General features: G+C 48.8%; 26 protein-coding genes and 1 tRNA gene. 26 read left to right on the top strand and 1 reads right to left on the bottom strand.

The window, feature by feature from the left end; translation table 11 throughout:
* The first annotated feature begins 400 nt into the window (after window positions 1-400).
* The 19 genes from pduA to VSQ32_17425 all read left to right on the top strand — a co-directional run bounded on the left by pduA (window position 401) and on the right by VSQ32_17425 (window position 15,779).
* Complete coding sequence (gene pduA / locus VSQ32_17335; protein ID MEH2944566.1) at window positions 401-679, top strand: propanediol utilization microcompartment protein PduA; 279 nt, start codon at window positions 401-403, stop codon at window positions 677-679.
* A gap of 79 nt (window positions 680-758) precedes the next feature.
* The gene (gene pduB, locus VSQ32_17340; GenBank protein ID MEH2944567.1) at window positions 759-1,568 is read left to right on the top strand and encodes a propanediol utilization microcompartment protein PduB; all 810 of its coding nucleotides are present in this window, start codon (window positions 759-761) and stop codon (window positions 1,566-1,568) included.
* A gap of 20 nt (window positions 1,569-1,588) precedes the next feature.
* Window positions 1,589-3,250 carry a propanediol/glycerol family dehydratase large subunit gene (locus tag VSQ32_17345; protein ID MEH2944568.1) on the top strand — a complete coding sequence of 554 codons (1,662 nt, stop codon included), beginning with the start codon at window positions 1,589-1,591 and terminating at the stop codon, window positions 3,248-3,250.
* Between the two features lie 18 nt (window positions 3,251-3,268).
* The gene (locus VSQ32_17350) at window positions 3,269-3,943 is read left to right on the top strand and encodes a propanediol/glycerol family dehydratase medium subunit (protein MEH2944569.1); all 675 of its coding nucleotides are present in this window, start codon (window positions 3,269-3,271) and stop codon (window positions 3,941-3,943) included.
* 14 nt (window positions 3,944-3,957) lie between these two features.
* The gene (locus tag VSQ32_17355; GenBank protein MEH2944570.1) at window positions 3,958-4,467 is read left to right on the top strand and encodes a diol dehydratase small subunit; all 510 of its coding nucleotides are present in this window, start codon (window positions 3,958-3,960) and stop codon (window positions 4,465-4,467) included.
* A gap of 27 nt (window positions 4,468-4,494) precedes the next feature.
* Window positions 4,495-6,321, top strand: a complete 1,827-nt coding sequence (locus VSQ32_17360) for a diol dehydratase reactivase subunit alpha (GenBank protein MEH2944571.1) — start codon at window positions 4,495-4,497, stop codon at window positions 6,319-6,321.
* A complete protein-coding gene (locus tag VSQ32_17365; GenBank protein ID MEH2944572.1) occupies window positions 6,318-6,680 on the top strand; it encodes a glycerol dehydratase reactivase beta/small subunit family protein in 363 nt (120 codons plus the stop codon). Before VSQ32_17360 ends, VSQ32_17365 begins: the two co-directional genes overlap by 4 nt.
* Before the next feature lie 4 nt (window positions 6,681-6,684).
* A complete protein-coding gene (locus tag VSQ32_17370; GenBank protein ID MEH2944573.1) occupies window positions 6,685-7,509 on the top strand; it encodes a BMC domain-containing protein in 825 nt (274 codons plus the stop codon).
* A gap of 21 nt (window positions 7,510-7,530) precedes the next feature.
* A complete protein-coding gene (locus VSQ32_17375; GenBank protein MEH2944574.1) occupies window positions 7,531-7,806 on the top strand; it encodes a BMC domain-containing protein in 276 nt (91 codons plus the stop codon).
* 15 nt (window positions 7,807-7,821) lie between these two features.
* Window positions 7,822-8,472 carry a phosphate propanoyltransferase gene (locus VSQ32_17380; GenBank protein MEH2944575.1) on the top strand — a complete coding sequence of 217 codons (651 nt, stop codon included), beginning with the start codon at window positions 7,822-7,824 and terminating at the stop codon, window positions 8,470-8,472.
* A gap of 20 nt (window positions 8,473-8,492) precedes the next feature.
* Entirely contained in the window at window positions 8,493-9,320 is an 828-nt protein-coding gene (gene eutJ / locus VSQ32_17385; protein MEH2944576.1) for an ethanolamine utilization protein EutJ, read from the top strand.
* A 4-nt stretch (window positions 9,321-9,324) separates the two neighbouring features.
* Entirely contained in the window at window positions 9,325-10,173 is an 849-nt protein-coding gene (locus VSQ32_17390; GenBank protein MEH2944577.1) for a flavoprotein, read from the top strand.
* 13 nt (window positions 10,174-10,186) lie between these two features.
* Entirely contained in the window at window positions 10,187-10,453 is a 267-nt protein-coding gene (locus tag VSQ32_17395; GenBank protein ID MEH2944578.1) for a EutN/CcmL family microcompartment protein, read from the top strand.
* The gene (locus VSQ32_17400; GenBank protein MEH2944579.1) at window positions 10,453-11,436 is read left to right on the top strand and encodes a cob(I)yrinic acid a,c-diamide adenosyltransferase; all 984 of its coding nucleotides are present in this window, start codon (window positions 10,453-10,455) and stop codon (window positions 11,434-11,436) included. The genes VSQ32_17395 and VSQ32_17400 overlap by 1 nt, the downstream gene beginning before the upstream one ends.
* 12 nt (window positions 11,437-11,448) lie before the next feature.
* Window positions 11,449-12,864, top strand: coding sequence for an aldehyde dehydrogenase family protein (locus VSQ32_17405; GenBank protein ID MEH2944580.1), 1,416 nt, complete (start codon window positions 11,449-11,451; stop codon window positions 12,862-12,864).
* A gap of 16 nt (window positions 12,865-12,880) precedes the next feature.
* Window positions 12,881-14,206, top strand: coding sequence for a 4Fe-4S dicluster domain-containing protein (locus VSQ32_17410; GenBank protein MEH2944581.1), 1,326 nt, complete (start codon window positions 12,881-12,883; stop codon window positions 14,204-14,206).
* Window positions 14,207-14,263: 57 nt separating this feature from the next.
* Window positions 14,264-14,812: a BMC domain-containing protein gene (locus VSQ32_17415; protein MEH2944582.1), complete on the top strand. Its 549-nt coding sequence runs from the start codon at window positions 14,264-14,266 to the stop codon at window positions 14,810-14,812.
* A 77-nt stretch (window positions 14,813-14,889) separates the two neighbouring features.
* Entirely contained in the window at window positions 14,890-15,276 is a 387-nt protein-coding gene (locus tag VSQ32_17420) for a BMC domain-containing protein (GenBank protein ID MEH2944583.1), read from the top strand.
* Complete coding sequence (locus VSQ32_17425; GenBank protein MEH2944584.1) at window positions 15,273-15,779, top strand: EutP/PduV family microcompartment system protein; 507 nt, start codon at window positions 15,273-15,275, stop codon at window positions 15,777-15,779. The genes VSQ32_17420 and VSQ32_17425 overlap by 4 nt, the downstream gene beginning before the upstream one ends.
* A 256-nt stretch (window positions 15,780-16,035) precedes the next feature.
* On the opposite strand, the gene VSQ32_17430 is transcribed toward VSQ32_17425, so the two are convergent.
* Entirely contained in the window at window positions 16,036-16,968 is a 933-nt protein-coding gene (locus VSQ32_17430) for a CorA family divalent cation transporter (protein ID MEH2944585.1), read from the bottom strand.
* 270 nt (window positions 16,969-17,238) lie between these two features.
* Between VSQ32_17430 and VSQ32_17435 the strand changes: the two genes are divergently transcribed.
* From VSQ32_17435 to VSQ32_17465, 7 genes are all read left to right on the top strand, one after another.
* Window positions 17,239-17,718, top strand: a complete 480-nt coding sequence (locus VSQ32_17435; GenBank protein MEH2944586.1) for a DUF2975 domain-containing protein — start codon at window positions 17,239-17,241, stop codon at window positions 17,716-17,718.
* Window positions 17,719-17,760: 42 nt separating this feature from the next.
* Entirely contained in the window at window positions 17,761-17,973 is a 213-nt protein-coding gene (locus VSQ32_17440; protein MEH2944587.1) for a helix-turn-helix transcriptional regulator, read from the top strand.
* On the top strand, window positions 17,966-19,549 hold the full coding sequence (locus tag VSQ32_17445; GenBank protein MEH2944588.1) for a DUF4173 domain-containing protein: 1,584 nt from the start codon (window positions 17,966-17,968) through the stop codon (window positions 19,547-19,549). Before VSQ32_17440 ends, VSQ32_17445 begins: the two co-directional genes overlap by 8 nt.
* A gap of 39 nt (window positions 19,550-19,588) precedes the next feature.
* Window positions 19,589-20,434, top strand: coding sequence for a fumarate hydratase (locus tag VSQ32_17450; GenBank protein MEH2944589.1), 846 nt, complete (start codon window positions 19,589-19,591; stop codon window positions 20,432-20,434).
* A 48-nt stretch (window positions 20,435-20,482) separates the two neighbouring features.
* On the top strand, window positions 20,483-21,124 hold the full coding sequence (locus tag VSQ32_17455) for a fumarate hydratase C-terminal domain-containing protein (protein MEH2944590.1): 642 nt from the start codon (window positions 20,483-20,485) through the stop codon (window positions 21,122-21,124).
* 253 nt (window positions 21,125-21,377) lie between these two features.
* Window positions 21,378-23,048 carry a methyl-accepting chemotaxis protein gene (locus tag VSQ32_17460; protein MEH2944591.1) on the top strand — a complete coding sequence of 557 codons (1,671 nt, stop codon included), beginning with the start codon at window positions 21,378-21,380 and terminating at the stop codon, window positions 23,046-23,048.
* A 222-nt stretch (window positions 23,049-23,270) separates the two neighbouring features.
* Window positions 23,271-23,358: transfer RNA gene (locus VSQ32_17465), tRNA-Ser, on the top strand.
* The last annotated feature ends 53 nt before the right edge of the window (window positions 23,359-23,411 follow it).

Here is a 23,411-nt window from a genome sequence, read left to right on the forward strand (position 1 = left end):
GCGCGCGGAGAATGCGTATAGCGCATTCTTTTTTATTCTGCAGGAAGACGTTTTCGCGCTTTAGCGTGAAAGATAATTATGTGCATTTATTAAAAATAAATCAGGAGATTATGCCTTTGTGCAGATAAGAAGGCAGCCTGACGTCTGTTTCGTGATGAAGGAAAAAATAATTGTGCAAATTAAACAAAACATCAGACAAAAAATTCTCTGATTAGGACAAGAAAGTACAAGCAGGATTTTAGTATAATAGGAAATAGCAACAAATTAACCAATCATGTGGGTATGCCGCAATTTATTTCAGAAAAATACAGGAATCCAGGACGCGAATTATAAGGACAGGTCATGGAAATACGGAAATTGACGGATACGCGCAAAACTTACAAAACAAGGAGGAATCAAAATGCAAAGAGAAGCCCTTGGTATGGTGGAGACAAAAGGTCTGGTCGGCGCTATTGAGGCTGCTGACGCCATGGTTAAATCTGCAAATGTGGCTCTGGTTGGCTATGAGAAAATCGGGTCCGGTCTGGTTACCGTTATGGTCCGCGGAGATGTAGGTGCAGTGAAAGCATCTGTAGACGCCGGCTCCATCGCTGCTGAAAAAGTCGGAACGGTTGTCTCCTGTCACGTAATCCCAAGACCGCATACAGATGTGGAGAAGATCCTTCCGAATATGGAATGATTTTCGGGATTTCCGGAGAAACCCACCACCTTTATGAGAACGCTGTGAAAGCAAAAAAATTAATTTGGAGGGAAAACACATGGATGAACTGAACAACAACATCGTAGAAGAAGTTATGAAAAGGCTGGGCGCCGTTGCTTCTCCTGCAGAGGAGAAATGCTGCGAAGCTCCTGCAGCTGCTTCACCGGAATGCAACCTGACAGAGTATGTTGGCACAACAATGGGCCATACAATCGGACTGGTTATCGCAAACGTTGACCATCAGGTTCATGAAGCACTTAAAATTGATCCTAAATATCGTGCTATCGGCATCATCAGTGACCGTGTAGGTGCAGGTCCGCAGATTTTTGCAGCTGATGAGGCAGTAAAAGCAACAAACAGTGAATGTCTTCTGGTAGAGTGTCCCCGTGACACAGAAGGCGGTGCAGGACACGGTTCCCTGATTATTTTCGGAGCTGAAGATGTATCGGATGCCCGTCGTGCAGTAGAAGTCTGCCTGCGCGAGATTCCGCGTACAATGGGCGATGTTTACGGTAACAGTGCAGGACATCTGGAGTTCCAGTACAGTGCCCGCGCTTCTTATGTATTAAATAAAGTATGGGGTGCACCTCTTGGCAAGGCTTTTGGTATTACCGTAGGTGCTCCGGCAGGTATCGGTGTGGTTCTGGCAGATGCGGCTTCCAAGGCTGCAACCATTGATGCTATCACCATCGCAACACCTGGCAATGGCGGAACCAGCTTCTCCAACGAAGTAAACTACTTCTTCTCCGGTGATTCCGGTGCGGTGAAGCAGGCGATTATTGCAGCTCGTGACGTAGGACTTCAGTTACTGAAGAGCCTGGCGCCGGATGAGGAGCTGAAATCAACCACTACCCCTTACATTCTTTAATCAGGAAGGAGCTGTAAGCTATGAAATCAAAACGTTTTGAAGTGTTGGCGAACCGCCCGGTAAATCAGGACGGTTACGTCAAGGAGTGGCCTGAGGTTGGTCTGATTGCAATGAACAGCCCCTTCGATCCGACTCCGAGCATCAAGATTGAAAACGGGCGCGTAACAGAGCTGGACGGTAAGTGCCGCGCTGATTTTGATATGTTGGATACCTTTATTGCAGACCATGCAATTCGTCTGGAGAATGCAGAAAAGGCAATGGCCCTGGATTCACTTGAAATTGCACGTAAAATTATAGATATTAATGTTTCCCGTAAGGAAATTCTGGATATTACACTTTCCATTACTCCTGCAAAACTTACTGAGGTTGTAGGAAAAATGACAATTGTGGAAATCATGATGGGTATGACAAAGATGCGTGCCCGCCTGATGCCTGCAAACCAGTGTCATGTTACCAACGTTAAGGATAATCCTGTTCAGATTGCTGCTGACGCTGCAGAAGCCGGCGTACGTGGTTTTGCTGAAATGGAAACAACAGTTGGTATTGCACGTTATGCTCCGTTTAATGCAATTGCAATTATGGTAGGAGCTCAGGTAGGACGTCCCGGAGTTATGACACAGTGTGCTCTGGAAGAAGCTACAGAGTTAATGCTTGGTATGCGTGGTTTCACCACTTATGCTGAAACAATTTCCGTATATGGTACCGAGCCGGTGTTCATGGACGGTGACGATACTCCTTACTCTAAAGCATTCCTGGCAAGCTGCTATGCAAGCCGCGGCCTGAAAATGCGTTTCACCTCCGGAACAGGTTCTGAAGTTCAGATGGGTTATGCAGAAGGCAAATCCATGTTGTATCTGGAAGCTCGCTGCCTTGCAGTTACCAAGGGCGCAGGCGTTCAGGGAACACAGAATGGTTCCGTATCATGCGTAGGCGTACCTGCCGGCGTACCGGGCGGTATCCGTGCAATCGCTGCTGAGAACCTGATTGCAATGCTGCTGGATCTTGAATCCACCACTTCCAATGACCAGACCTTTACTCATTCTGATCTGCGTCGTGTGGCCCGCAGCGTACCTCAGTTCTTCTCCGGTACCGACTACATATGCTCCGGTTATTCTGCTACACCGAACTACGACAATATGTTTGCAGGTTCCAACTGGGATGCGGAAGACTATGACGACTGGAATATTATCCAGCGTGATATGAAGATTGACGGTGGTTTACAGCCTGTACGTGAAGAAGACGTTATCAAAGCCCGTAACAAAGCAGCACGCGCACTTCAGGGTCTGTTCCGTGAACTGGGCCTGCCGCCAATTACAGATGCGGAAGTGGAAGCAGCTACTTATGCAAACGGTTCCAATGATATGCCGGATCGTAACGTAAATGAAGACCTGAAAGCAATTGAAGATATGATGGCACGCAATGTAACGGGTGTGGATTTTGTTAAGGCCCTTGACAAGTCGGGATTCCCGGATGTGGCACAGAATATTTACAATATGCTTCGCCAGAAGGTAGCAGGCGACTATCTCCACACAGCTTCTATCTTTGGAGACAATTTCCATGTATTGTCTGCTGTCAATGCGCCGAATGATTACCATGGACCGATGACTGGATACCAGATCAGCGAAGAGAGATGGAAACAGATCAGCGATATTCCGAATGCTATTCGGCCGGAAGACATTTAAGAAGGAGGTGTGAGAGATATGACTTTTGACGAAAAAACACTGCGTAGCGTCATTGCAGAAGTAATTAAAGAAATGGCCAGCCCGTCAGCACCTGCAGCAGCAGCGCCTGCAGCAGCACCTGCACCCTCAACCATACCTGCAGCCGGAAAGATGACTCTGACCGAGCAGGGTGATGCACCGAAGGGCGTAGCTCCCGACGAGGTAGTCATCGGTCTGGCACCGGCTTTCGGTGTTTATCAGACCGAGACCATTATTCATCAGCCTCACGATAAAGTACTTCGTGAGATTATTGCCGGAATTGAGGAAGAAGGATTAAAATGGCGTGTGGTACGCGTATACCGCACCTCTGATGTTTCCTTTATCGCTCACGATGCGGCTGAATATTCAGGATCAGGCATCGGCATCGGCATTCAGTCCAAGGGTACCACGGTAATCCACCAGAAGGATCTTCCGCCCCTCAGTAACCTGGAGCTGTTTTCACAGGCTCCCCTGATTGAAATGGAAACATTCCGCCAGATTGGCAAGAATGCTGCCAAATATGCGAAAGGTGAGGCTCCTACGCCGGTACCGGTTCGCAATGACCAGATGGCACGTCCTACCTATCAGGCGATTGCGGCATTGCTGCATATTAAAGAAACGGAACATGTTGACAATGATAAGCGACCTCAGGCTGTCGCAGTTTCATTCCAGTGAAAGGAGGCATAATCATGGATCAGGAACTCTTAATGAAACAGATTGTAGAACAGGTTATGCAGGCCATGAACAACGGTGGGTCCCCATCAGCTCCCGCTGCCTCTGCCGGCGGCAAAGTTACATCTGAGAATTATCCTCTGGCTGAAAATATGGCCGATAAAATTAAAACACCTACCGGCAAACCTTTCACTTCTCTGAGTTATGACAAGGTAATTTCCGGTGAAATTACAGCAGACGATATGCGTATTTCCCCGGAGACTCTGGAAATGCAGGCACAGGTGGCAGAATCCGTAAACCGCGAAGCATTTGCAGGAAATCTGCGTCGTGCGGCTGAACTGATTGCTGTACCGGATGACCGTCTGCTGGAGATTTATAATGCATTACGTCCTTACCGTTCAAGTAAACAGGATTTGATTGATATTGCCAATGAGCTGGACCAGAAATATGGTGCCAAAACAGCGGCTGCTCTCGTTCGCGAAGCTGCTGATGTTTACGAACAGCGCGGCAGATTAAAGAAATTCTAAGATTCTGCAAAGTTGGGAGGTTCCACTATGAAAATTGTTGCAGGCATTGATATTGGAAATGCGACAACAGAAACAGCTCTGGCAAGGATTGACGGAAATCGAACGGAGTTTCTGGCCAGCGGCACAGTACCCACAACAGGTATCAAGGGAACCCGGCAGAACATCAATGGCGTCGTCCATTCCCTGACCAGCGCCATGGAACAGGCGGGCGTTGAGATAACAGAGCTTTCGGAGGTATGTCTGAACGAAGCGGCTCCGGTTATCGGTGACGTAGCCATGGAAACCATTACAGAGACCATTATTACGGAATCTACCATGATTGGACATAATCCCTCTACGCCCGGCGGTATGGGCGTCGGCGTAGGGGAGACAATCCTGCTTTCTCAGCTTGCTTCTGCGGCAGGCGGGAAAGACTATATTGTGGTAATCCCTGCCAGTGTGGATTTTGAAGATGCCGCAAGGATGATTAATGAAGGCTCTGTGGGCACACGGCAGGTAACCGCGGCTATTGTTCAGCGGGATGACGGCGTACTCATCCACAACCGTCTGCACCATAAGATACCCATTGTTGACGAAGTATCCCTGGTGGATAAAGTTCCGCTGGGTATGCGTTCCGCAGTGGAGGTAGCCGGTGTGGGCGGCGTGGTGGAGGTACTCTCCAATCCATATGGGATTGCAACGCTTTTTGGCCTGTCTTCGGATGAGACGCGGCAGGTGGTTCCCATTGCCCGTGCATTGATTGGAAACCGTTCTGCAGTGGTAATCAAAACTCCCGCAGGCGACGTGAGGGAGCGGAAAATCCCTGCAGGCCTCATTGAATTCTACGGCCAGAACCGAACGGTAAAAGTGGATGTGGATGCAGGAGGCGAAAAAATCATGCAGGCTGTGGAATCCCTTCCTGCCCTGGAAGATGTCCGGGGAGAGCCGGGGACAAACGCAGGCGGTATGCTTGAAAAAGTCCGCCAGGTTATGGCGAATCTGACAAAGCAGCATCCAAAGGATATTCATATTCAGGATTTGCTGGCAGTAGATACATTTACACCTCAGAAGGTCCAGGGCGGTCTGGCCAACGAATTTTCACAGGAAAATGCAGTGGGAATTGCGGCTATGGTTAAGGCTGACCGTCTTCAGATGGAGGCAATCGCCAGAGAATTTTCAGAACAGATTAACATTCCGGTCAAGGTCGGAGGCGTGGAAGCCGATATGGCTATCCGCGGAGCTCTGACCACACCGGGAACCAATAAACCTCTGGCCATTCTGGACATGGGTGCAGGCTCTACCGATGCATCAATTATTAATCGGGAAGGGGAAATCCACTCCATTCATCTGGCAGGTGCGGGCAATATGGTGACGCTTCTGATTCAGTCGGAGATGGGGCTGGATAATTTTGATACCGCAGAGGATGTGAAGAAATACCCGTTGGCCAAAGTGGAAAGTTTTTTCCATATCCGGCATGAAAACGGAACCGTTGAATTCTTTACGGAACCGCTGAGTCCTGATATTTTTGCAAGGACAGTTATTCTGAAAGAGGGTAAGATGATTCCGCTGGAAGGCGACTGGTCTATGGAGAAAATCCGTCTTATCCGGCGACAGGCCAAGAAAAAGGTATTTGTAACGAATGCTCTGCGTGCACTGGCAAGAGTCAGCCCTACCGGTAATGTCCGTGATATTCAGTTTGTTGTACTGGTAGGCGGTTCTGCTTTGGATTTTGAAGTGCCGCAAATGGTTACGGATGCACTGTCACAGTATAAGGTTGTGGCAGGCCGCGGCAATATCCGCGGAACAGAAGGTCCACGTAATGCAGTGGCAACAGGACTGGTACTTTCTCTGACGGAGAGGGGGGAGCCGGTATGAATGCTGCCCAGATTGCAATGACAAAACCTACCGTACATGTACTGTGCAGTCCGGATGTCCCGGAAAAGGCTTTCTGGCAGTTACTCTACGGAATGGAAGAGGAAGGCGTTCCCTGTGAAACCTGGACGAAAACGGAAGGGGATGCCCTTTCTCTGGCATGGGAAGGCGCGCAGGCTTCCCGTCTGGGAGTAGGTGTCGGAATGGACGGACAGGATGCAGTTCTGCATGTCTCCAAATTTGATGCCGGACAGCCTCTGTTCCGGATTCCGATTCGCTCTTCCGGGCAGGTACGCATCCTTGGAGCAAATGCAGCACGACTGGTAAAGAAGTTACCGTTAAAGCCTTTGGAAGGGAGGTGAGGGCATGAAGAAAAGTTTGGGGCTCATAGAAACACAGGGGCTGGCTGCCGGTATTGAAGCGGCAGACGCAGCGGTGAAGTCAGCTAACGTGAAGCTGATTGGATATGAGCTGACAAAAGGCGGAGGCTGGACCACCATAAAGGTTGAGGGCGACGTGGGAGCAGTAAAAGCTGCGGTAGACGCAGCCCGGATGGCAGCCGCTAAAGTAAACCAGGTAATAAGTACGCGCGTGATTCCCCGTCCCTCTGCCGGACTTGACATGCTGGTGTACAGTCCGGATACTGTCGGGGGTCCGCAGACGTCAAAGGGGCCGGATACGCCGAAGCCTCCCACACCGCCAAAGGGCTCGAAGAAGGTAAAAGAGGAATTGCCGAAGGAGCCGGAGGGACAGGAGACAGAGCAGACCGTCCCGGCGCCGGAACAGGCAGAAGAAATAAAAGAGCCGAAGGAAGCTCCTGTGCCGGAAACACCTGCGGAGAACACTGAGGAAAAATCAGAACCGAAGGTAACTGAAGAGTCAAAACCGGAGAATGCAGAAGCGCCGGAGGAAAAATCAGAACCGGAGGTAAATGAAGAATCAAAACCGGAGAATGCAGAAGCGCCGGAAGAAAAGTCAGAACCGGAGGTAACTGAGGAATCAAAACCGGAGGGCGCAGAAGCGTCGGAAAACACAGAAGCACCGGAAGAAAAATCTCAGGATACAGAGGATTCTGAAACGGAAGATGCTCAGGAACCTCAGGAACCTGTAGTTCCGAAACCCACCAGAAAAGCAGCCCAGAAAGGGCGTAAGGGAGGAAAACGGGGCAGTAAACAGGAGACGACAGAATAAGACAGATTGGAGGTTATCGTTATGGGTGAAGCTCTTGGCATGATTGAAACAAAAGGTCTTGTTGGAGCCATTGAAGCAGCCGACGCCATGACAAAATCAGCAAATGTAACGCTGATTGGTTATGAAAAGATTGGTTCAGGTCTGGTGACCGTTATGGTACGCGGAGACGTGGGAGCAGTAAAAGCGTCTGTGGATGCAGGTGCTGCTGCCGCTGAAAAAGTAGGCGAGATTGTATCACAGCACGTTATTCCGCGTCCTCATACAGATGTGGAGAGAATCCTTCCGAAGGATCTTTGAGAGGAGGGATAAGCCGTGGAGAAAAGCCAATACGCACAGGAAGAGTTCCTGCGTCTTTTAGTGAGACTGGTGGTAGAGGAACTGTGCAAATGGGAACGTTCTGTTCCTGTTGGCGTTTCTAATCGCCATGTTCATCTGAACCGGGCTGATATGAATACACTGTTTGGGGAAGACAGTGAACTGACGCGGGTAAAAGAACTGGGACAGCCGGGTCAGTACGCTTCTGCAGAGACAGTGACCAGCCAGGGTTCCAAAGGTGAACTGAAACGTATGCGTGTACTTGGCCCTCTGCGTGGAGAATCTCAGGTGGAAATTTCCATCGGCGACGGTTTTGCCCTTGGTGTGCACCCTCCTGTCCGGGAATCCGGTCAGCTTGAGGGGACGCCGGGCATAAAAATGGTTGGGCCGAATGGGGAAGTGGAACTGAAGAGAGGTGTCATCGCCGCTCTTCGCCATATCCATCTCGATCCTGCAACTGCAGAACGTATGGGAGTACACGACAAACAGATTGTTCGGGCGGAGATAGGAGGTCTGCGCGGCGCAGTGCTGAATAATGTATTGATTCGCGTGTCTGATAAATTTGCCCCTGAGATGCACATTGACGTGGAGGAGGCCAATGCTCTGGGCGTGAAAAACGGCGACCGGGCATATATTCTTCCGGATTAAGGGCAGTGGAGGAAGTGCATATGGGTTGCGATATCACGCAGTGCAATGAGACACTGCTTGAATTTGAGAATCTGATAGAGAACGGCGAGAAAAAAGACTGGGAGGGCACTCTGCGTACCGGCGTGGACCTGGGCACTGCGAACATTGTACTGGCGGTAGTGGACGAGGAAAACAGGCCGGTGGCGGGTGCCACTTTCCCATCAACTGTAGTCCGGGACGGCATTGTGGTGGATTATGTGGGAGCTGTTCAGGCTGTAACCAGGCTGAAAGGCCAGCTTGAGGAGCTGTTAGGTGAGACACTGGATGCGGGAGCCTGTGCGATTCCGCCGGGAATTCTGGCAGGTAATGTAAAAGCCATCGGTAATGTGGTAGAGTCAGCCGGATTTCGGCTGACTGAAATTGTAGATGAACCTACTGCAGCCGCAGCTGTGCTGGGTATTACGGACGGTGCGGTAGTGGATGTGGGAGGCGGAACCACCGGAATCAGCATTCTGGAGAATGGGAAAGTCATTTATACCAGTGATGAGCCTACGGGCGGTACCCATATGACTCTGGTGCTGGCAGGTTTTTACGGATGCAGCACACAGGAAGCTGAGATAATGAAACGTGATCCGGCTCAGGAATCCAATGTATTTCCTGTGGTAAAACCGGTGGTGGAAAAAATGGCTGCAATCGTCAAACGGAGTCTGGAAGAATACCCCGTAGACACAGTCTATGTGGTAGGCGGCGCATGTTGCTTTACTCAGTTTGAGGAAGTTTTTGAAAAGTATCTTGGCACCCCTGTGGTGAAGCCGGCAGCGCCGCTGCTGGTCACGCCCCTGGGCATTGCCATGAGCTGTACCAAATAAGGGGGTGAGGACGTTGACTGAGCAGGAACAGCGTGTCCATAACATTGTAGCGCAGGTGCTTGCGGAACGGGTGGTAGAAAAACTCGTGGAACGCCAGAAACAGGCGCTGGTAGTTTATACCGGATCAAATATGGGCCTGGAACCTGGTCTGGAAAGTCTGCGGATGCTGCGCCAGGAAGAAGGATTTACCTACCGGGTACTGCTGACGAGGAGCGCTGCCGGAATATTGGATGCTTCGGCAATCCGTTCCGCCCTGGAACCGGAGGAGTTTTGGGTGGAAAAGCCCGGAGATTCGCCAGAGGCTCTGACTGCCCGATACGATACCATTCTGGTTCCTGCTTTGACGGTGAACACCGCAGCCCATGTGGCTGCATGTATGGCGGATACCCCGACCGCTGCGATTATTCTGGACGGGCTGATGCGCGGAAAAAATGTGATAGTGGCTGTGGACGGCTGCTGTCCGGATAACCCGGAGCGGGCGCGAAGGGGATTTCGCATGACAGAAGCTCTCAAGGAAAAAATGCGGGAGAACAGAGATGCTCTGAAAGATTTCGGAGCATTGCTGACAACTTCGGAGCATTTGCGGGAGACGGCCCTGAAAGCCATCATGAGTTTTGTTCCCGCACCTGTTTCCGGAAAACCGGAACCGAAAATGCGTACGGAAAACAGGACGAAAGCGGGAATGGATGCAGGAAAGTTCCGGGCGGTGCTGGAAGGACGTGTGTTTAGTATAAACCATATGAAGTCTTATCCGGATCATGCTGTAATCATCGTTCCAAAACGGACAATCATCACCCAGCTTGCGTCTGATGAAGCTCGCAGACGGGGCATTCGCATAGAGATTGAATCATGAGGCAGGTGGAATAATGTATCTGGGAAGAGTAATTGGAACTGTAGTTTCTACCAGTAAGAATGAGAATCTGATTGGCATGAAGCTGTTGATGGTTGAAAAACTGACAGAACGTCTGGAACGGGAAGGCTCAACAGAAATTGCGGTAGATTCCGTAGGAGCTGGTACCGGAGAAATTGTAATTGTTTGTAAGGGCAGTTCAGCCCGTTATGTATTTGGTGATGGATCGGCTCCGGTGGATACATCCATCGTGGGTATTGTAGACTCTGTGGAGGTGAGCTGATGGCAAATTTGTATACAAAAACCGGAGATAAAGGTCAGACCAGTCTGGTTGGCGGATCAAGAGTCAGCAAATCAGACCTTCAGGTAGAGTGTTACGGCACCATTGATGAAGCGAATTCCATGCTGGGTCTGGCCCGTTCCAATACGTGCCATGAGTATATCCGAACCACCATATATACAATTCAGGGAAGGCTGTTTTCCCTGGGGGCAGAACTGGCCAGCGACGGAGAAGGCGCTTCCAGACTGAAAGAAACAATTTCAGAAGAGGATGTGGCTTTTCTGGAACATGTGGTAGATACATGTACGGAGACCACCGGGAAGATGACTCATTTTGTGATTCCCGGTGTGGATACGGCATCGTCTGCCCTCCATGTAGCCCGGACCATCGTACGGCGTGCGGAACGGCGCATGGTGGAGCTGTCAGGCAGTTCCCCTGTGCGCGAGGTACTGATGCGTTACGTGAACCGTTTATCTGATGCTGTTTATGCCATGGCACGTCTTCAGGAAGAGACGATGGGCCAGGAACAGATGAAAGAAAAAGTGACGGCGGTGGTAAAAGATATACTGGCAAAGTATACGGACAGTCTCCCTCCCATGTCCCTGGAAGTTCTGAAACGAATGGCAGAGAGAGCCGGAGAAAAATCACGGATGCTTGGCGTACCGGTAGTATTTTCCGCTGTTGACAACGGAGGAAATCTGCTGTTGCTTGAGCGGATGGAAGGTGCGTTGCCAGGCAGCGTGGAAGTATCGGCCGGCAAGGCATATACGGCCAATGCATTTCATATGCCTACCCATGAACTGGGTCAGGCTGCACGGCCGGACGGTCCCCTCTACGGAATTGAGAATGCCGCGCCAGGAAAGATTATCCTGTTTGGAGGCGGTTTTCCTTATGTAGTGGATGGTCAGGTTGTGGGAGGCATTGGCGTATCCGGCGGAACGGTGGAGCAGGATATGGAGATTGCACGTTATGCAATGTCTGTTTAAGGAGGGAAAGCAATGAATATTGATGAACGCGTAGTAGCGGGCATAGTGAATGCAGTCCTGGGACGACTGGATGATGTTTCCAATCCGGCTGCGGAAGCAGGAGGCGGAAACTGGGGCATCTTTGAAAGCATGAATGACGCGGTAGAGGCTGCTGCTGCTGCGCAGAAGAAATACATGAACTGCACCATGCATGACAGAGCGGCTTATGTACAGGCAATCCGCGATGTGGTGCTGAAGCAGGAGAACCTGGAATATATTTCCCGCCAGTCCGTGGAAGAGACTGAAATGGGAAATTATGAGCACAAATTAATTAAGAACCGGCTTGCAGCTACAAAAACGCCGGGAATAGAAGATCTGACCACAGACGCCATGTCAGGCGATGACGGTCTTACACTTGTGGAGTATTCTCCTTTTGGGGTAATCGGGGCAATTACACCTACCACGAATCCCACGGAGACAATTATCTGTAACTCTATCGGAATGCTGGCTGCAGGAAACAGTGTGGTATTCAGCCCACATCCCAGGGCAAAAAATGTTTCCCTGCATCTGGTAAGGCTGATTAACCGTGCGCTGGCTGAAGCAGGCGCTCCGGCCAATCTTGTAGTTACCGTATCACAGCCCTCCATAGAGAATACAAATGCCATGATGAACCATCCCATGGTTCGGATGCTGGTGGCAACAGGCGGCCCCGGCATTGTGAAGACCGTACTTTCCAGCGGCAAGAAAGCCATCGGCGCAGGCGCAGGCAATCCTCCTGTAGTGGTGGATGAAACTGCCAACATCGAAAAAGCGGGAAAAGATATTATCGACGGCTGCTGCTTCGATAACAATCTGCCCTGTATTGCAGAGAAAGAAGTTATTGTGGTAGACTCTGCGGCAGATTATCTGATTTTCAATATGAAGAAAAACGGCGCATACGAAGTGAAAGATCCGGAAATTATTGACAGAATTGTCAAACTGGTGGTTCAGGAGAACGGAAAGAGTCCGGTGACGTCCTTTGTCGGCAAAAGCGCAAAATATATTTTAGAGCAGGTGGGCGTTCAGGTGGATGATGATGTGAGAGTTATCATTGCCCAGACCAAAGAGGATCATCCTTTTGTACAGGTAGAGCTGATGATGCCTATTCTGCCCATAGTGCGGGTACCTGATGTGGATGCCGGAATTGAGATGGCTGTCCGTGTGGAACATGGCAACCGTCATACAGCCATGATGCATTCCCGCAATGTAGATAAGCTGACCAAAATGGCCAAGTTGATACAGACAACAATTTTTGTGAAAAACGGCCCTTCTTATGCCGGAATCGGCGTGGGCGGTGAAGGTTATACAACATTTACCATTGCCGGACCTACCGGAGAGGGACTTACTTCAGCCAAATCCTTTGCCCGGAGGCGCAGATGCGTACTGGTCGGAGGAATGGACGTACGTTGATCAGGGAGGTGCTCCTATGCAGGAAAATTTAACAGCTTTGGTGGAAAGCGCCGGTATTGTCGGTGCAGGAGGCGCAGGGTTCCCCACCCATGTGAAGCTGAATGCCAAAGCAGATACCGTAATTATCAACGGGGCTGAGTGTGAGCCGCTCCTGCGGGTAGACCAGCAGCTTATGGCAGGGCAGGCCAGAAGGCTGCTGACTGCTTTAGACAAAATTGTTGCACATCTGGGGGCAGAGGAAGGCGTTGTAGCGCTGAAAGAGCATTATCATACTGCTGCCGAAGCATTGCAGCGTGAACTGGTAAATTATCCGAAACTGCGGCTTCATCTGCTGGGAGCTTTTTACCCGGCAGGTGATGAGCAGGTTATCGTTTATGAGGTTACAGGAAGAGTGGTACCGGAGGGAGGCATTCCCATAAATGTTGGCGTTGTGGTAACCAATGTGGAGACTGCCCTGAATGTGCTGGATGCTGTGGACGGCCATCCGGTTACTGAAAAATATGTGACATTAACCGGTGCTGTACGTACGCCGAAAACCGTCAGAGTTCCGCTGGGTATTACCGTAGCGGAAGCACTGGAACTGGCAGGCGGTCCTGTTGTGGCAGATTACCGCATTGTAAACGGTGGCCCCATGATGGGACGTATTGTTCCGCCGGAAAGTGCAATCACAAAGACTACAAAAGGGCTTATAGTGGTTCCGGCCGGTCATCCCCTTCTGAACAGCCTGGAGCGTCCGCTGGGTCTTTCCCTGCGGCAGGCGGCAACTGCATGTATGCAGTGTTCCCTGTGCTCCGAAGTCTGTCCGCGGGGACTGCTGGGACACCGTATTCAGCCTCATAAACTGATGCGTATTGCAGCCTATGGCAGCATGTGTGATCCGGCCCAGACCCCCATGAACGCTTATCTCTGCTGCGGCTGCCGCCTGTGTGAGTATGCCTGTGTGATGGGCCTTCAGCCCTGGAAGCTGAACGGCAATCTGAAGGGTATTCTGGGTGAGCAGGGTATTCGCAACAGTCTGAACAACAAACCGGAGCACGGTGCGCCTTTCCGGGAGTACAAACGCTATCCGGTCCATAAGCTCATCCATCAGCTGGGACTTGCATCCTATGACGTGGATGCGCCGATGGATGAAACTGCCGCGCCTGTCTTTGCAAAAGTTACGCTGCCTCTTCGGCAGAACGTGGGAGCGCCGGCTGAACCGGTGGTGCAGGCAGGCAGCAAGGTGGAAAAAGGTGATTTGATTGCCCGTATTCCGGAGGGCAAGCTGGGAGCAAACCTTCATGCCAGCATCTCCGGTACGGTGACAGATGTCAGCAATGACAGCATTGTGATTCAGGCGTAAGAGATAGATTTTGCTGTCAGTCTGATGGGCTGGCAGCAGGTGAGAAAGGATATGCGTATGGGAAAGTCAATTGGATTATTGGAGCTGAAAAGCATTCCTGCAGGCGTACAGTCGGCAGATGAGATGCTTAAGGCTGCGGACGTGGAGCTGTTGGTAGCGACTGCTATCTGCCCCGGAAAATATATTATTATCATCAGCGGACAGGTAGGGGCGGTAAAAAGCTCTATGGAAAAGGGCAGGCAGATGGCGGGGACTTTCCTTATCTGCCATCATATTATCAACAATGTCCATGTATCTGTACCGTCAGCTCTGGTGGGCACCGTTGATGTGGAACATGTGACAGCCCTGGGTATGCTGGAAACCATGTCAGCACTGACCGCAGTTCGTGCCGCAGATATTGCTGCGAAAGCATCCAACATTACCCTCATGGAAGTCCGGGTAGCCAGAGGCCTGGGAGGGAAAGGATATCTGATTTTCACAGGCGAGGTTTCTGCTGTAAAATCGGCACTGAATTCCTGCATCACGCAGTTAGCAGATGCAGGCGATATCACCAGCAGTTGTGTCATTCCGTCGCCCCATAAAGGCCTGCTTGAAAAACTGATATGATACGGTAATGCGGTGTAATGTTTTCCATGGCAATCCATGAGGTTGCCGGAAAATGAAAGAAAAGGAGTGAGTTGGCAATGGATATGAATCTTTTGGATATTGGCGCGTCTGCGGAGGGCAAGCTGCGTATTATTCAGGAAACAGTTCCCGGTAAACAGGTCACACTGGCGCATATTATTGCCAGTCCTGGCGAAATTATCTACCAGAAGCTGGGCTTGAACCCGGAGCTGGATTATAAGCAGTCGGCGATTGGAATTTTAAGTATGTGTCCATCTGAGATATCCGTAATTGCCGGCGATATCGCACTGAAAACCTCTTCGATTGAGATTGGCTTTATTGACCGATTCAGCGGAACGCTGATTTTTACAGGACGGATTTCCAATGTTCAGTCCGCAGTTTCCAATATTCTGGCCTATCTGAAAAATCGTTTGGGTTTTACAGTCTGTGAGATTACAAGAACATGAAAAAGATTATTTTAATGGGCCGCAGCGAATGTGGAAAAACCACTCTGACCCAGGCCCTGAAAGGCGATGTGATTTCCTATCACAAAACCCAGTATATTAATCACTATGATGTGGTGATTGACACACCGGGAGAATATGCAGAGACAACGACACTGGCCCGTGCCCTGGCACTGTATTCCTACGAAGCAGATGTGGTGGGCCTTCTGCTGAACGCGGCAGAGCCCTATTCCCTTTATCCGCCCTGCTGCGCAGCGGCCTGCAACCGCCCCGTGATTGGTATTGTCACCCAGATTGACCGGGAAGACGGCAATCCGGACCGGGCGCACCACTGGCTGGAAATGGCCGGGTGCAGACCTGTGTTCCGTGTCAGTTCCTATACGGGCGAAGGAATCTGGCAGGTACTCAATTACCTTCGGGAGCCGGGAGATGTACTTCCCTGGGATTCCGAAGAAGAGGCAGACCGGCCGCGGACGGTAGTTTCCGACAAATTCGGAAAAGTGTGACAGTATTTGCAGGAATCTGCCGGATGGCAGCCGGGAAGATTACAGTATCATAAATCAAAAGGAAAAACAGGGCCGGAAATCCGTGAACAGATTTCCGGCCTTAATTTTTATCTTACAGGAAATACTATGTTACTACGATGTGTTAAAGCGTATGAATTTCCTATAAGATAAGAACAATTATGCGCAGCTCGCGGAAATGAAGTTTATTGCTGCGCAATCCGCTCGCGCGCGGAGAATGCGCTGTGCACATTCTTTTTTATTCTTCCGGCTTTTCAGGAGCCTTCTGCTTATCTTCCAGAGAATAAGAGCTGTCAGCAGACTTATCTTCCAGAGAATCCGAAAGAATATGGCTGTCATGGTGGGCGGTAAGGCGGCGGGTACCGTCAGAGCGGTAATAGACGGCAGCCCCTGCGGTCAGACCTCCAATCAGGACGCCTCCGGCAATGCCGATTACCGGGCTGACGGCCAGCAGGCTTCCAAACATGAAATTCAGTGCCACAGCCCCCAGAGAAACAAGAGTCAGAAGCCGGGTATTGCGGTTGATGTTGTTGTTGATGATGGAGGTATAAGTGTCCAGATCCTTAATAATGGTATTCTTGTTCAGCTCATAACGCTCCTCTAAAAACCGGAAATCTAATGCCACCTGTCCCTGAAGAACATAGCTGTTCTGCATCTGAATGGGATAATAGCCTTTGTCAATGCGGGCGATGATTTCCTTAAGGGCAATAATCTGATTGCCGTATTCCGTGTAGCGGCGGCGGAAATCCAGAATCTGGTATGTACCGCTGTTATCAATGCTGTTGTCCAGCGAATCTTCCAGAGTCCTCATTTCTTTCAGGCTGTAATCAATCAGTTCTCCCAGATTGGCAATTTTAAACAGAAGGGCATACATATAAGCCTGCCCCACGTATTTGATGTTTTTGTCTGCCAGAAAAGCCTGAAACAGACCTGCAGAAGATTCCTCCAGAATCAGATTGGTTCCCTCCTGGCGGAGCCGGATTTCGCTGGGTAAATTCTCTTCTCCGTAATTAAGCTCCAGAGTCAGGGAAGTCTCGTCTCCGAAAATACGCTGATGAAGAACCGGTTCTCCCACAGGAGCGGAAAAAATGCAATAGGAGCTGTCTTCAATACCCCCGCCTTCCGGGTGCCGGCCTCTGCCCATGGATTGAAGAAAGGTGTAATTTTCCATATAAATGCCTCGTCACTGTTAAAATACATATTCATTACTGTTAAAATCATACCATATTTTCGCATGATTGTCCATATGTCCACAGCTTTTCCGGTGTGGCATCCATACTCTTTCTCCATGAATCCTTTTCTCAGATTAATATAGAAATCAATAAATATTTATCGTATCTTAATAAATAATTATTGACTTTTGGAGAAAATCCGTGTATTCTGATAACAGAACAATTGTCCGGACAATAAACAGAGCTGATGAAATCAGGGAGGGAATGCAATGACTCAGACAAATTTAAGCAAATGGTTAAAAGGAATTATAGGAGGAATCGGCGTCTGCGGAGCCATTATTTACGGTTATCTGATACCCCTTTTCGGGAAAGAAATAGTGCGGGCCAATCCGGAATTTTCCCACTGGTATGTCCCATGGCTGACAGTTATCCGGATTACAGCGGTGCCCTGCTTTCTGATTCTGTATTTCGGATGGAAGATTTCCACGGAAATCGGCCGGGATAATTCCTTTTCTGTGGAAAATGCCAGATATCTGAAATATATATCAGGGCTGGCTCTTATGGATAGTGGATATTTTTTTCTGGCAAATCTGGTGCTTCTGCTGCTGAATATGAATCATCCCGGAATATTCCTGGCTTCACTGATGATAGAATTTGCCGGAACTGCCATAGCGGTGGCAGCGGCTGTCCTTTCCCATCTGGTACAGAAGGCGGCGGAAATTCAGAAAGAAAATGAACTGACCATTTAGAATGCAAAAGGTTCGGACAGTACAGACCGGAAGGGAGAAGACATGGCGATTATTATCAATATAGACGTAATGCTTGCCAGGCGGAAAATGAGTGTGACAGAGCTTTCCGAAAAGGTGGGAATTACCATGGCAAACATTTCAATTCTGAAAAATGGAAAAGCAAAGGCAATTAAAGTAGATACCCTGGATAAAATCTGCAGGGCCCTGGACTGTCAGCCGGGAGATATTCTGGAATGGAGAGATGAAGATGAATAAGGATTACAGCGATAAACCGGAACAGGAGCACGCATCTGCAAACTTTCCGGCAGCGGAAGAAATGAAACCGGTGAACCCGGTTATGAAAGAAAATGTGACGTATTTTATGGGGCTGGCTCTGCTTTACAGTCTCTGTTTTGCAGTAGCTTTTTACCGGAATTTTATGGGAATCACCTATCCGCTGATTACAATTGCTACTCTGGCAGTCTGTGTATTGTTTCTGCGGAAAAATCAGATTCCATGGCAGAACTCCAACTGGTGGTATCTGGGAGGAAGCGTTCTGCTGGGTATCAGCACGGTACTTACTGCAAGTGAATTTGTGATTTTTTTTAATACGGCTGGTATTCTCCTTCTGATAACCGTGTTCATGTTACGACAGGTGTATCAGGACGAAAACTGGGGATTCGGGCAGTATCTCTGTAATATTCTGTTCCTGTACCTCTGCATGATACCGGAAGTGGCAAGCCCTTTTATACATGGAGGAACTTATCTGAAAAACCACAGAACAGAAGAAAAGAAAAAAAAGAACGGCAGATACGTTCTGCTGGGAATTATAATCGGGCTGCCCATGCTGCTGGCGGTCACAGGACTTTTAAGCAGTGCGGACCAGATTTTTTCGGAAATTATGGGAAGCCTGTTCCATAATCTGGGGAGCCAGACCATATTATCTCCCAACATTTTTCTGATACTTCTGCTGGTACTGCTGGGATTTTTCGGAATTTACTGCTTTTTGTCAGCCCTGACCCTGAACAATATGCCGGAATGGAAGCAGGGAAAGAAAAAGGGGAATCCGGTGACAGCCATTACCTTTCTGTCCATGGTGACAGCAGTGTACCTTCTGTTTTGTATCATACAGATAATTTTCCTGTTTACGGGCGGAAAGCTGCTGCCGGAAAACTATACTTATGCAGAATATGCCCGGAAGGGATTCTTTCAGTTGCTGATGGTGTGTCTTTTCAATCTGATTCTGGTATTTGTATGTTTTGCTGTGTTTCAGAGAAACCGGATTCTGAATCTGCTGCTGATGGTATTTTCATGCTGTACCTGTATTATGACAGTCTCCAGCGGCTTTCGGATGATGCTGTACATTTCCGTGTATCATCTGAGTTTCCTGCGGGTACTTGTACTCTGGTTTCTGGTGCTGCTGCTGTTGCTTATGGCGGGAATTATGGTCAGTATCCGAAAAGAAACGTTCCGGCTGTTCCGGTACTGTACGGTGGTTGTTACCGTATGCTACCTGATATTTTCCTTTGGAAGAGCGGAACATCTGATTGCATCCTGGAATATATCCAGAATGGGCGAGACCATCAGTTACGAAGATATTGTCTATCTGTCCAATCTGTCCGCAGATGCTGTTCCTGCTCTGAGTCAGTGCCGGTTTGAGCACGAAAACTGCCGGATAACAGGAGAACGGGATTCTTGTACCGGATGCAGGCAATGCCGGCTGGAGCAGAGATTTCAGGGAATTCTGGACTCCACAGCAGACATGAATCTGAGAACATTTCACATTTCCAGATACCGGGCGCGAAAAGCTGCAGAAAAATATTTACAGATTGGCGCACATCCAGTATTATAAAAACAGATGCTATTTACGTAAACTGGAAGGAGAAACATCATGATTCGAACAGTTTCAGCCAAAGAAATTACAGACAATATCAAAGAAATGTGCATAGAAGCCAATTATTATCTTTCCGGCGATATGGATGATGCGCTGAACCAGGCGGCAGAACGGGAACAGGCGCCTTTGGGCAGGAAAATACTGCATCAGCTCCAGGAAAATCTGAAAATTGCCGGGGAAGACATGATTCCAATCTGTCAGGATACCGGTATGGCCGTGGTATTTGTGGAACTGGGGCAGGACGTCCATGTGGAAGGAGGCCTTCTGGAAGATGCTGTCAATGAAGGAGTGCGCCAGGGATATATGGAAGGATTTCTGAGAAAATCTGTGGTAAGCGACCCTATCATCCGGAAAAATACCGGAGATAATACGCCGGCAGTGATTCATTATCAGATTACAGCGGGAGATAAAGTAAAGCTTACGCTGGCCCCAAAAGGCTTTGGCAGTGAGAACATGAGCCGGGTTTTTATGCTGAAGCCGGCAGACGGAATCGAAGGAGTGAAGGAAGCTGTTCTGACTGCGGTAAAAGACGCAGGCCCGAATGCCTGTCCGCCCATGGTGGTGGGAGTGGGAATTGGAGGAACTTTTGAGAAATGCACCCTTCTTGCCAAAAAAGCTCTTACCAGGCCGGTAAATGAACCATCGGAAATTCCCTGGGTGAAAGAGCTTGAGGCAGAGCTTCTGGAAAAAATCAACCGTCTTGGAATCGGGCCGGGAGGGCTGGGAGGAACTACCACAGCCTTTGCAGTGAATGTCAGCACCTGGCCCACCCATATTGCAGGATTGCCGGTGGCAGTCAATATCTGCTGTCATGTGAACCGTCATGTGGTTCGGGAACTGTAAACGCCGGAAGCAGTACGATGATAATTTACAGAAAGCCTGGTGAGAAAAATGGATAAATATATTACAATGCCTGTCACTGCAGAAATTACAGACAATCTCCACGCAGGAGATTACGTTTATCTCAGCGGAATTCTCTATGTTGCCAGAGATGCCGCCCACAAACGTCTGGAAGAACTGCTGAAACAGACAGAAGAAGAATATTATAAAGAACGCGGTGAAACCGGAAACAGACAGAATCTGACAGCAAAAGAACAGGAAGAACTTGTCAGAAAATTAACAGAAGCCCTTCCGTTTCCCATTGAGAATTCCACTATTTATTATATGGGTCCTTCTCCGGCACGGAACGGGCGTCCCGTCGGTTCCGCAGGGCCTACCACAGCAAGCCGTATGGATAAATACGCCCCCCGTCTGCTGGATTTGGGTCAGAAAGCCATGATTGGAAAGGGAAAACGCACACAGGAAGTGAAAGAAGCTGTTATGCGCAATCATGCAGTTTACTTTGCGGCAGTGGGAGGCGCAGGAGCCCTTCTCTCCAAATGTATCAGGAAATCCGAAATCGTCTGTTATGAAGATTTGGGAGCAGAAGCTGTTTTAAAGCTGGAAGTGGAAAATTTTCCGGTAATTGTGGTAATTGATAAAGATGGAAACAATCTCTACGAGACAGCAATCAGAGCATATGCAGAAGAGTAAAAACAATTATGCGCAGCGCGCGGAAATGAAGTTTATTGCTGCGCAATCCCCTCGCGCGCGGAGAATGCGCTGTACACATTTTTTTATACATAATACACAAAAACAGAAATGATAAGAAGAAAAAGAATAGTTAAACTTGACGGATTATCCATAATAAAGTAATATATGATTGTGGAAGTTTCTGACTTTCACCGCGAAAAAGGGGAGATTTTCAGGAAGTCCTGAACTTTTACAGAGGGAAAGAGGAAATATTATGGAAAAAAACAGTCAGTCATATCAGTTAAAAAAAATAGTCAGCCAGTCAATGATAGCGGTTGCAGTGGGGGCGGTGCTGCTTTTGCTTTCCATTGGAACAAATTTGTGGATGGGGAAAGTAACAGATGAAGAACTTGAGACCACCACTTATCTGAATCAGTATCGCCTGGGCTCCAAAACGCTCACGTATGCGGTGCAGGCATATGCTTCGACCGGAGCGCAGAAATATTATGATGCCTATATGAAAGAGCTGAATGAAGATAAAAACCGTGATATTGCCTGGGCAGGGCTGAAGAAAAATAAAATTACGGATGAAGAATGGAAAATAATGAACCAGATTGCAGAGTTTTCCAACGGTCTTGTTCCTCTGGAAGAAGAAGCCATGGATTCTGCCGGAAAGGGAGATATCGAGTCAGCCAGGAATTATGTATTTGGAGAAGAATACGGGGATACTACAGAACAGATTAATGCTCTGACCGATACGGTAATTACACAGATACAGACACGGGTAAGCAATTCAAAAGCAAGGCTGAGAATTTTTCAGATTGGAGTAGAAATTATATTTGCTTTTTCCTTTTTATATCTGGTTTTGCAGATTGTAAAGATTGTGAAATTTTCCGGAGAAAAGCTGTTGTCTCCTGTTATAAAAGTATCAGAGCAGATGATGACGCTGGCAGACGGGGATTTCCATGCTGATTTTGATATAGAAGAAGATGAAAGCGAAGTGGGAAGAATGGCCGGCGCCATTATCCATATGAAACGCAGTATTACAGGTATGATTCAGGAAATTTCAGATATCCTGGAAAACATGGGAAATGGCAATTATAATTTCGATATCCAGCAGGAATATGTGGGAGAATACGGACAGATTAAAGAATCCTTTCTGAAAATCAGTGAGAAAATGAGGGAGACACTGGGAACTATCCGTGAAGTTTCCATGCAGATTGACAGCGGTTCCGAGCAGTTGTCCTGTGCTGCTGTGGATTTGGCAGAAGGAAGTATGGAGCAGGCAGGAAAAGTTTCTGATCTGGTGAGCCTGATGAACGACATGTATCAGAGCATGGAGAACAGTGCATCCGAAGCGGCAAAAACCGTGGAGATTTCCACCCGCGCAGGCCGGGTACTGGAAGCCGGAAATACAAAGATGCAGGATTTGAAAGAAGCTATCAGTGAAATCAGCAGTTGCTCAGAAGAAATCGGTAAAATTATCAGCACCATTGAAGATATTGCTTCCCAGACGAATCTTCTTTCTTTAAATGCTGCCATAGAAGCCGCACGGGCCGGGGAAGCCGGCAAGGGATTTGCTATTGTGGCGGATCAGGTGAAGAATCTGGCAGATGAATCTGCCAAAGCGGCAGGAGAGACGGATAAGCTGATTGAGCGGACCGTAATGGCGGTAGATAAAGGAATAGCCATTGCCGATGAAACTGTTGTCAGCATGGATGAGATAATGGTGGGAGCCAGGGAAGCCACGGGCAAAATGGGAAAAATGTCAGAGATTCTTACCGGCGATGTGAAGAATATGCATCAGATTAATGAAAGCGTCATGCGAATTGCTGAAATTGTGGACAGCAACTCGGCTGCTTCTCAGGAAACAGCGGCAGTCAGCCAGGAGCAGAAAGCTCAGGTGGAAACCATGGTAGGGCTGATGGATAAGTTTAATGTCTGAGGTTTAAAGTGCTCCGCTTCTTACGGTCAGCGCAGCAAGTGCGTAGACCTGTCTGTTCTGTTACGAACTGTGTTACTGGAACACCCGTAGGGTGTGAACAGTAATCGAACTGTTATATATTGAAAAAAATAAAAAAAGCCCTTGACAAATGTAATTTTATTTAGTAAAATAATCAATGCGTTATGGCGCAAGTGACAATTTTATAGCAAAAAATGTCAGTTCGGAGAAATACTCAAGAGGCCGAAGAGGTGCCCCTGCTAAGGGTATAGGTCGGGTGACCGGCGCGAGGGTTCGAATCCCTCTTTCTCCGTTCCATATTTTGGACAATCACTTTTGCATAAGCAAAAGTGATTGTATTCCTGA

It is taken from the genome of Lachnospiraceae bacterium JLR.KK002 (assembly GCA_036941025.1).
Taxonomy (GTDB): Bacteria; Bacillota; Clostridia; order Lachnospirales; family Lachnospiraceae; genus Petralouisia.

Excerpts from the sequence above, each read along its gene's own strand:
- pduA (MEH2944566.1), top strand. The coding sequence starts at position 401 with ATGCAAAGAGAAGCCCTTGGTATGGTGGAGACAAAAGGTCTGGTCGGC.
- pduB (MEH2944567.1), top strand. The coding sequence starts at position 759 with ATGGATGAACTGAACAACAACATCGTAGAAGAAGTTATGAAAAGGCTG.
- VSQ32_17345 (MEH2944568.1), top strand. The coding sequence starts at position 1,589 with ATGAAATCAAAACGTTTTGAAGTGTTGGCGAACCGCCCGGTAAATCAG.
- VSQ32_17350 (MEH2944569.1), top strand. The coding sequence starts at position 3,269 with ATGACTTTTGACGAAAAAACACTGCGTAGCGTCATTGCAGAAGTAATT.
- VSQ32_17355 (MEH2944570.1), top strand. The coding sequence starts at position 3,958 with ATGGATCAGGAACTCTTAATGAAACAGATTGTAGAACAGGTTATGCAG.
- VSQ32_17360 (MEH2944571.1), top strand. The coding sequence starts at position 4,495 with ATGAAAATTGTTGCAGGCATTGATATTGGAAATGCGACAACAGAAACA.
- VSQ32_17365 (MEH2944572.1), top strand. The coding sequence starts at position 6,318 with ATGAATGCTGCCCAGATTGCAATGACAAAACCTACCGTACATGTACTG.
- VSQ32_17370 (MEH2944573.1), top strand. The coding sequence starts at position 6,685 with ATGAAGAAAAGTTTGGGGCTCATAGAAACACAGGGGCTGGCTGCCGGT.
- VSQ32_17375 (MEH2944574.1), top strand. The coding sequence starts at position 7,531 with ATGGGTGAAGCTCTTGGCATGATTGAAACAAAAGGTCTTGTTGGAGCC.
- eutJ (MEH2944576.1), top strand. The coding sequence starts at position 8,493 with ATGGGTTGCGATATCACGCAGTGCAATGAGACACTGCTTGAATTTGAG.
- VSQ32_17395 (MEH2944578.1), top strand. The coding sequence starts at position 10,187 with ATGTATCTGGGAAGAGTAATTGGAACTGTAGTTTCTACCAGTAAGAAT.
- VSQ32_17400 (MEH2944579.1), top strand. The coding sequence starts at position 10,453 with ATGGCAAATTTGTATACAAAAACCGGAGATAAAGGTCAGACCAGTCTG.
- VSQ32_17405 (MEH2944580.1), top strand. The coding sequence starts at position 11,449 with ATGAATATTGATGAACGCGTAGTAGCGGGCATAGTGAATGCAGTCCTG.
- VSQ32_17410 (MEH2944581.1), top strand. The coding sequence starts at position 12,881 with ATGCAGGAAAATTTAACAGCTTTGGTGGAAAGCGCCGGTATTGTCGGT.
- VSQ32_17415 (MEH2944582.1), top strand. The coding sequence starts at position 14,264 with ATGGGAAAGTCAATTGGATTATTGGAGCTGAAAAGCATTCCTGCAGGC.
- VSQ32_17420 (MEH2944583.1), top strand. The coding sequence starts at position 14,890 with ATGGATATGAATCTTTTGGATATTGGCGCGTCTGCGGAGGGCAAGCTG.
- VSQ32_17425 (MEH2944584.1), top strand. The coding sequence starts at position 15,273 with ATGAAAAAGATTATTTTAATGGGCCGCAGCGAATGTGGAAAAACCACT.
- VSQ32_17430 (MEH2944585.1), bottom strand. The coding sequence starts at position 16,968 with ATGGAAAATTACACCTTTCTTCAATCCATGGGCAGAGGCCGGCACCCG.
- VSQ32_17435 (MEH2944586.1), top strand. The coding sequence starts at position 17,239 with ATGACTCAGACAAATTTAAGCAAATGGTTAAAAGGAATTATAGGAGGA.
- VSQ32_17440 (MEH2944587.1), top strand. The coding sequence starts at position 17,761 with ATGGCGATTATTATCAATATAGACGTAATGCTTGCCAGGCGGAAAATG.
- VSQ32_17445 (MEH2944588.1), top strand. The coding sequence starts at position 17,966 with ATGAATAAGGATTACAGCGATAAACCGGAACAGGAGCACGCATCTGCA.
- VSQ32_17450 (MEH2944589.1), top strand. The coding sequence starts at position 19,589 with ATGATTCGAACAGTTTCAGCCAAAGAAATTACAGACAATATCAAAGAA.
- VSQ32_17455 (MEH2944590.1), top strand. The coding sequence starts at position 20,483 with ATGGATAAATATATTACAATGCCTGTCACTGCAGAAATTACAGACAAT.
- VSQ32_17460 (MEH2944591.1), top strand. The coding sequence starts at position 21,378 with ATGGAAAAAAACAGTCAGTCATATCAGTTAAAAAAAATAGTCAGCCAG.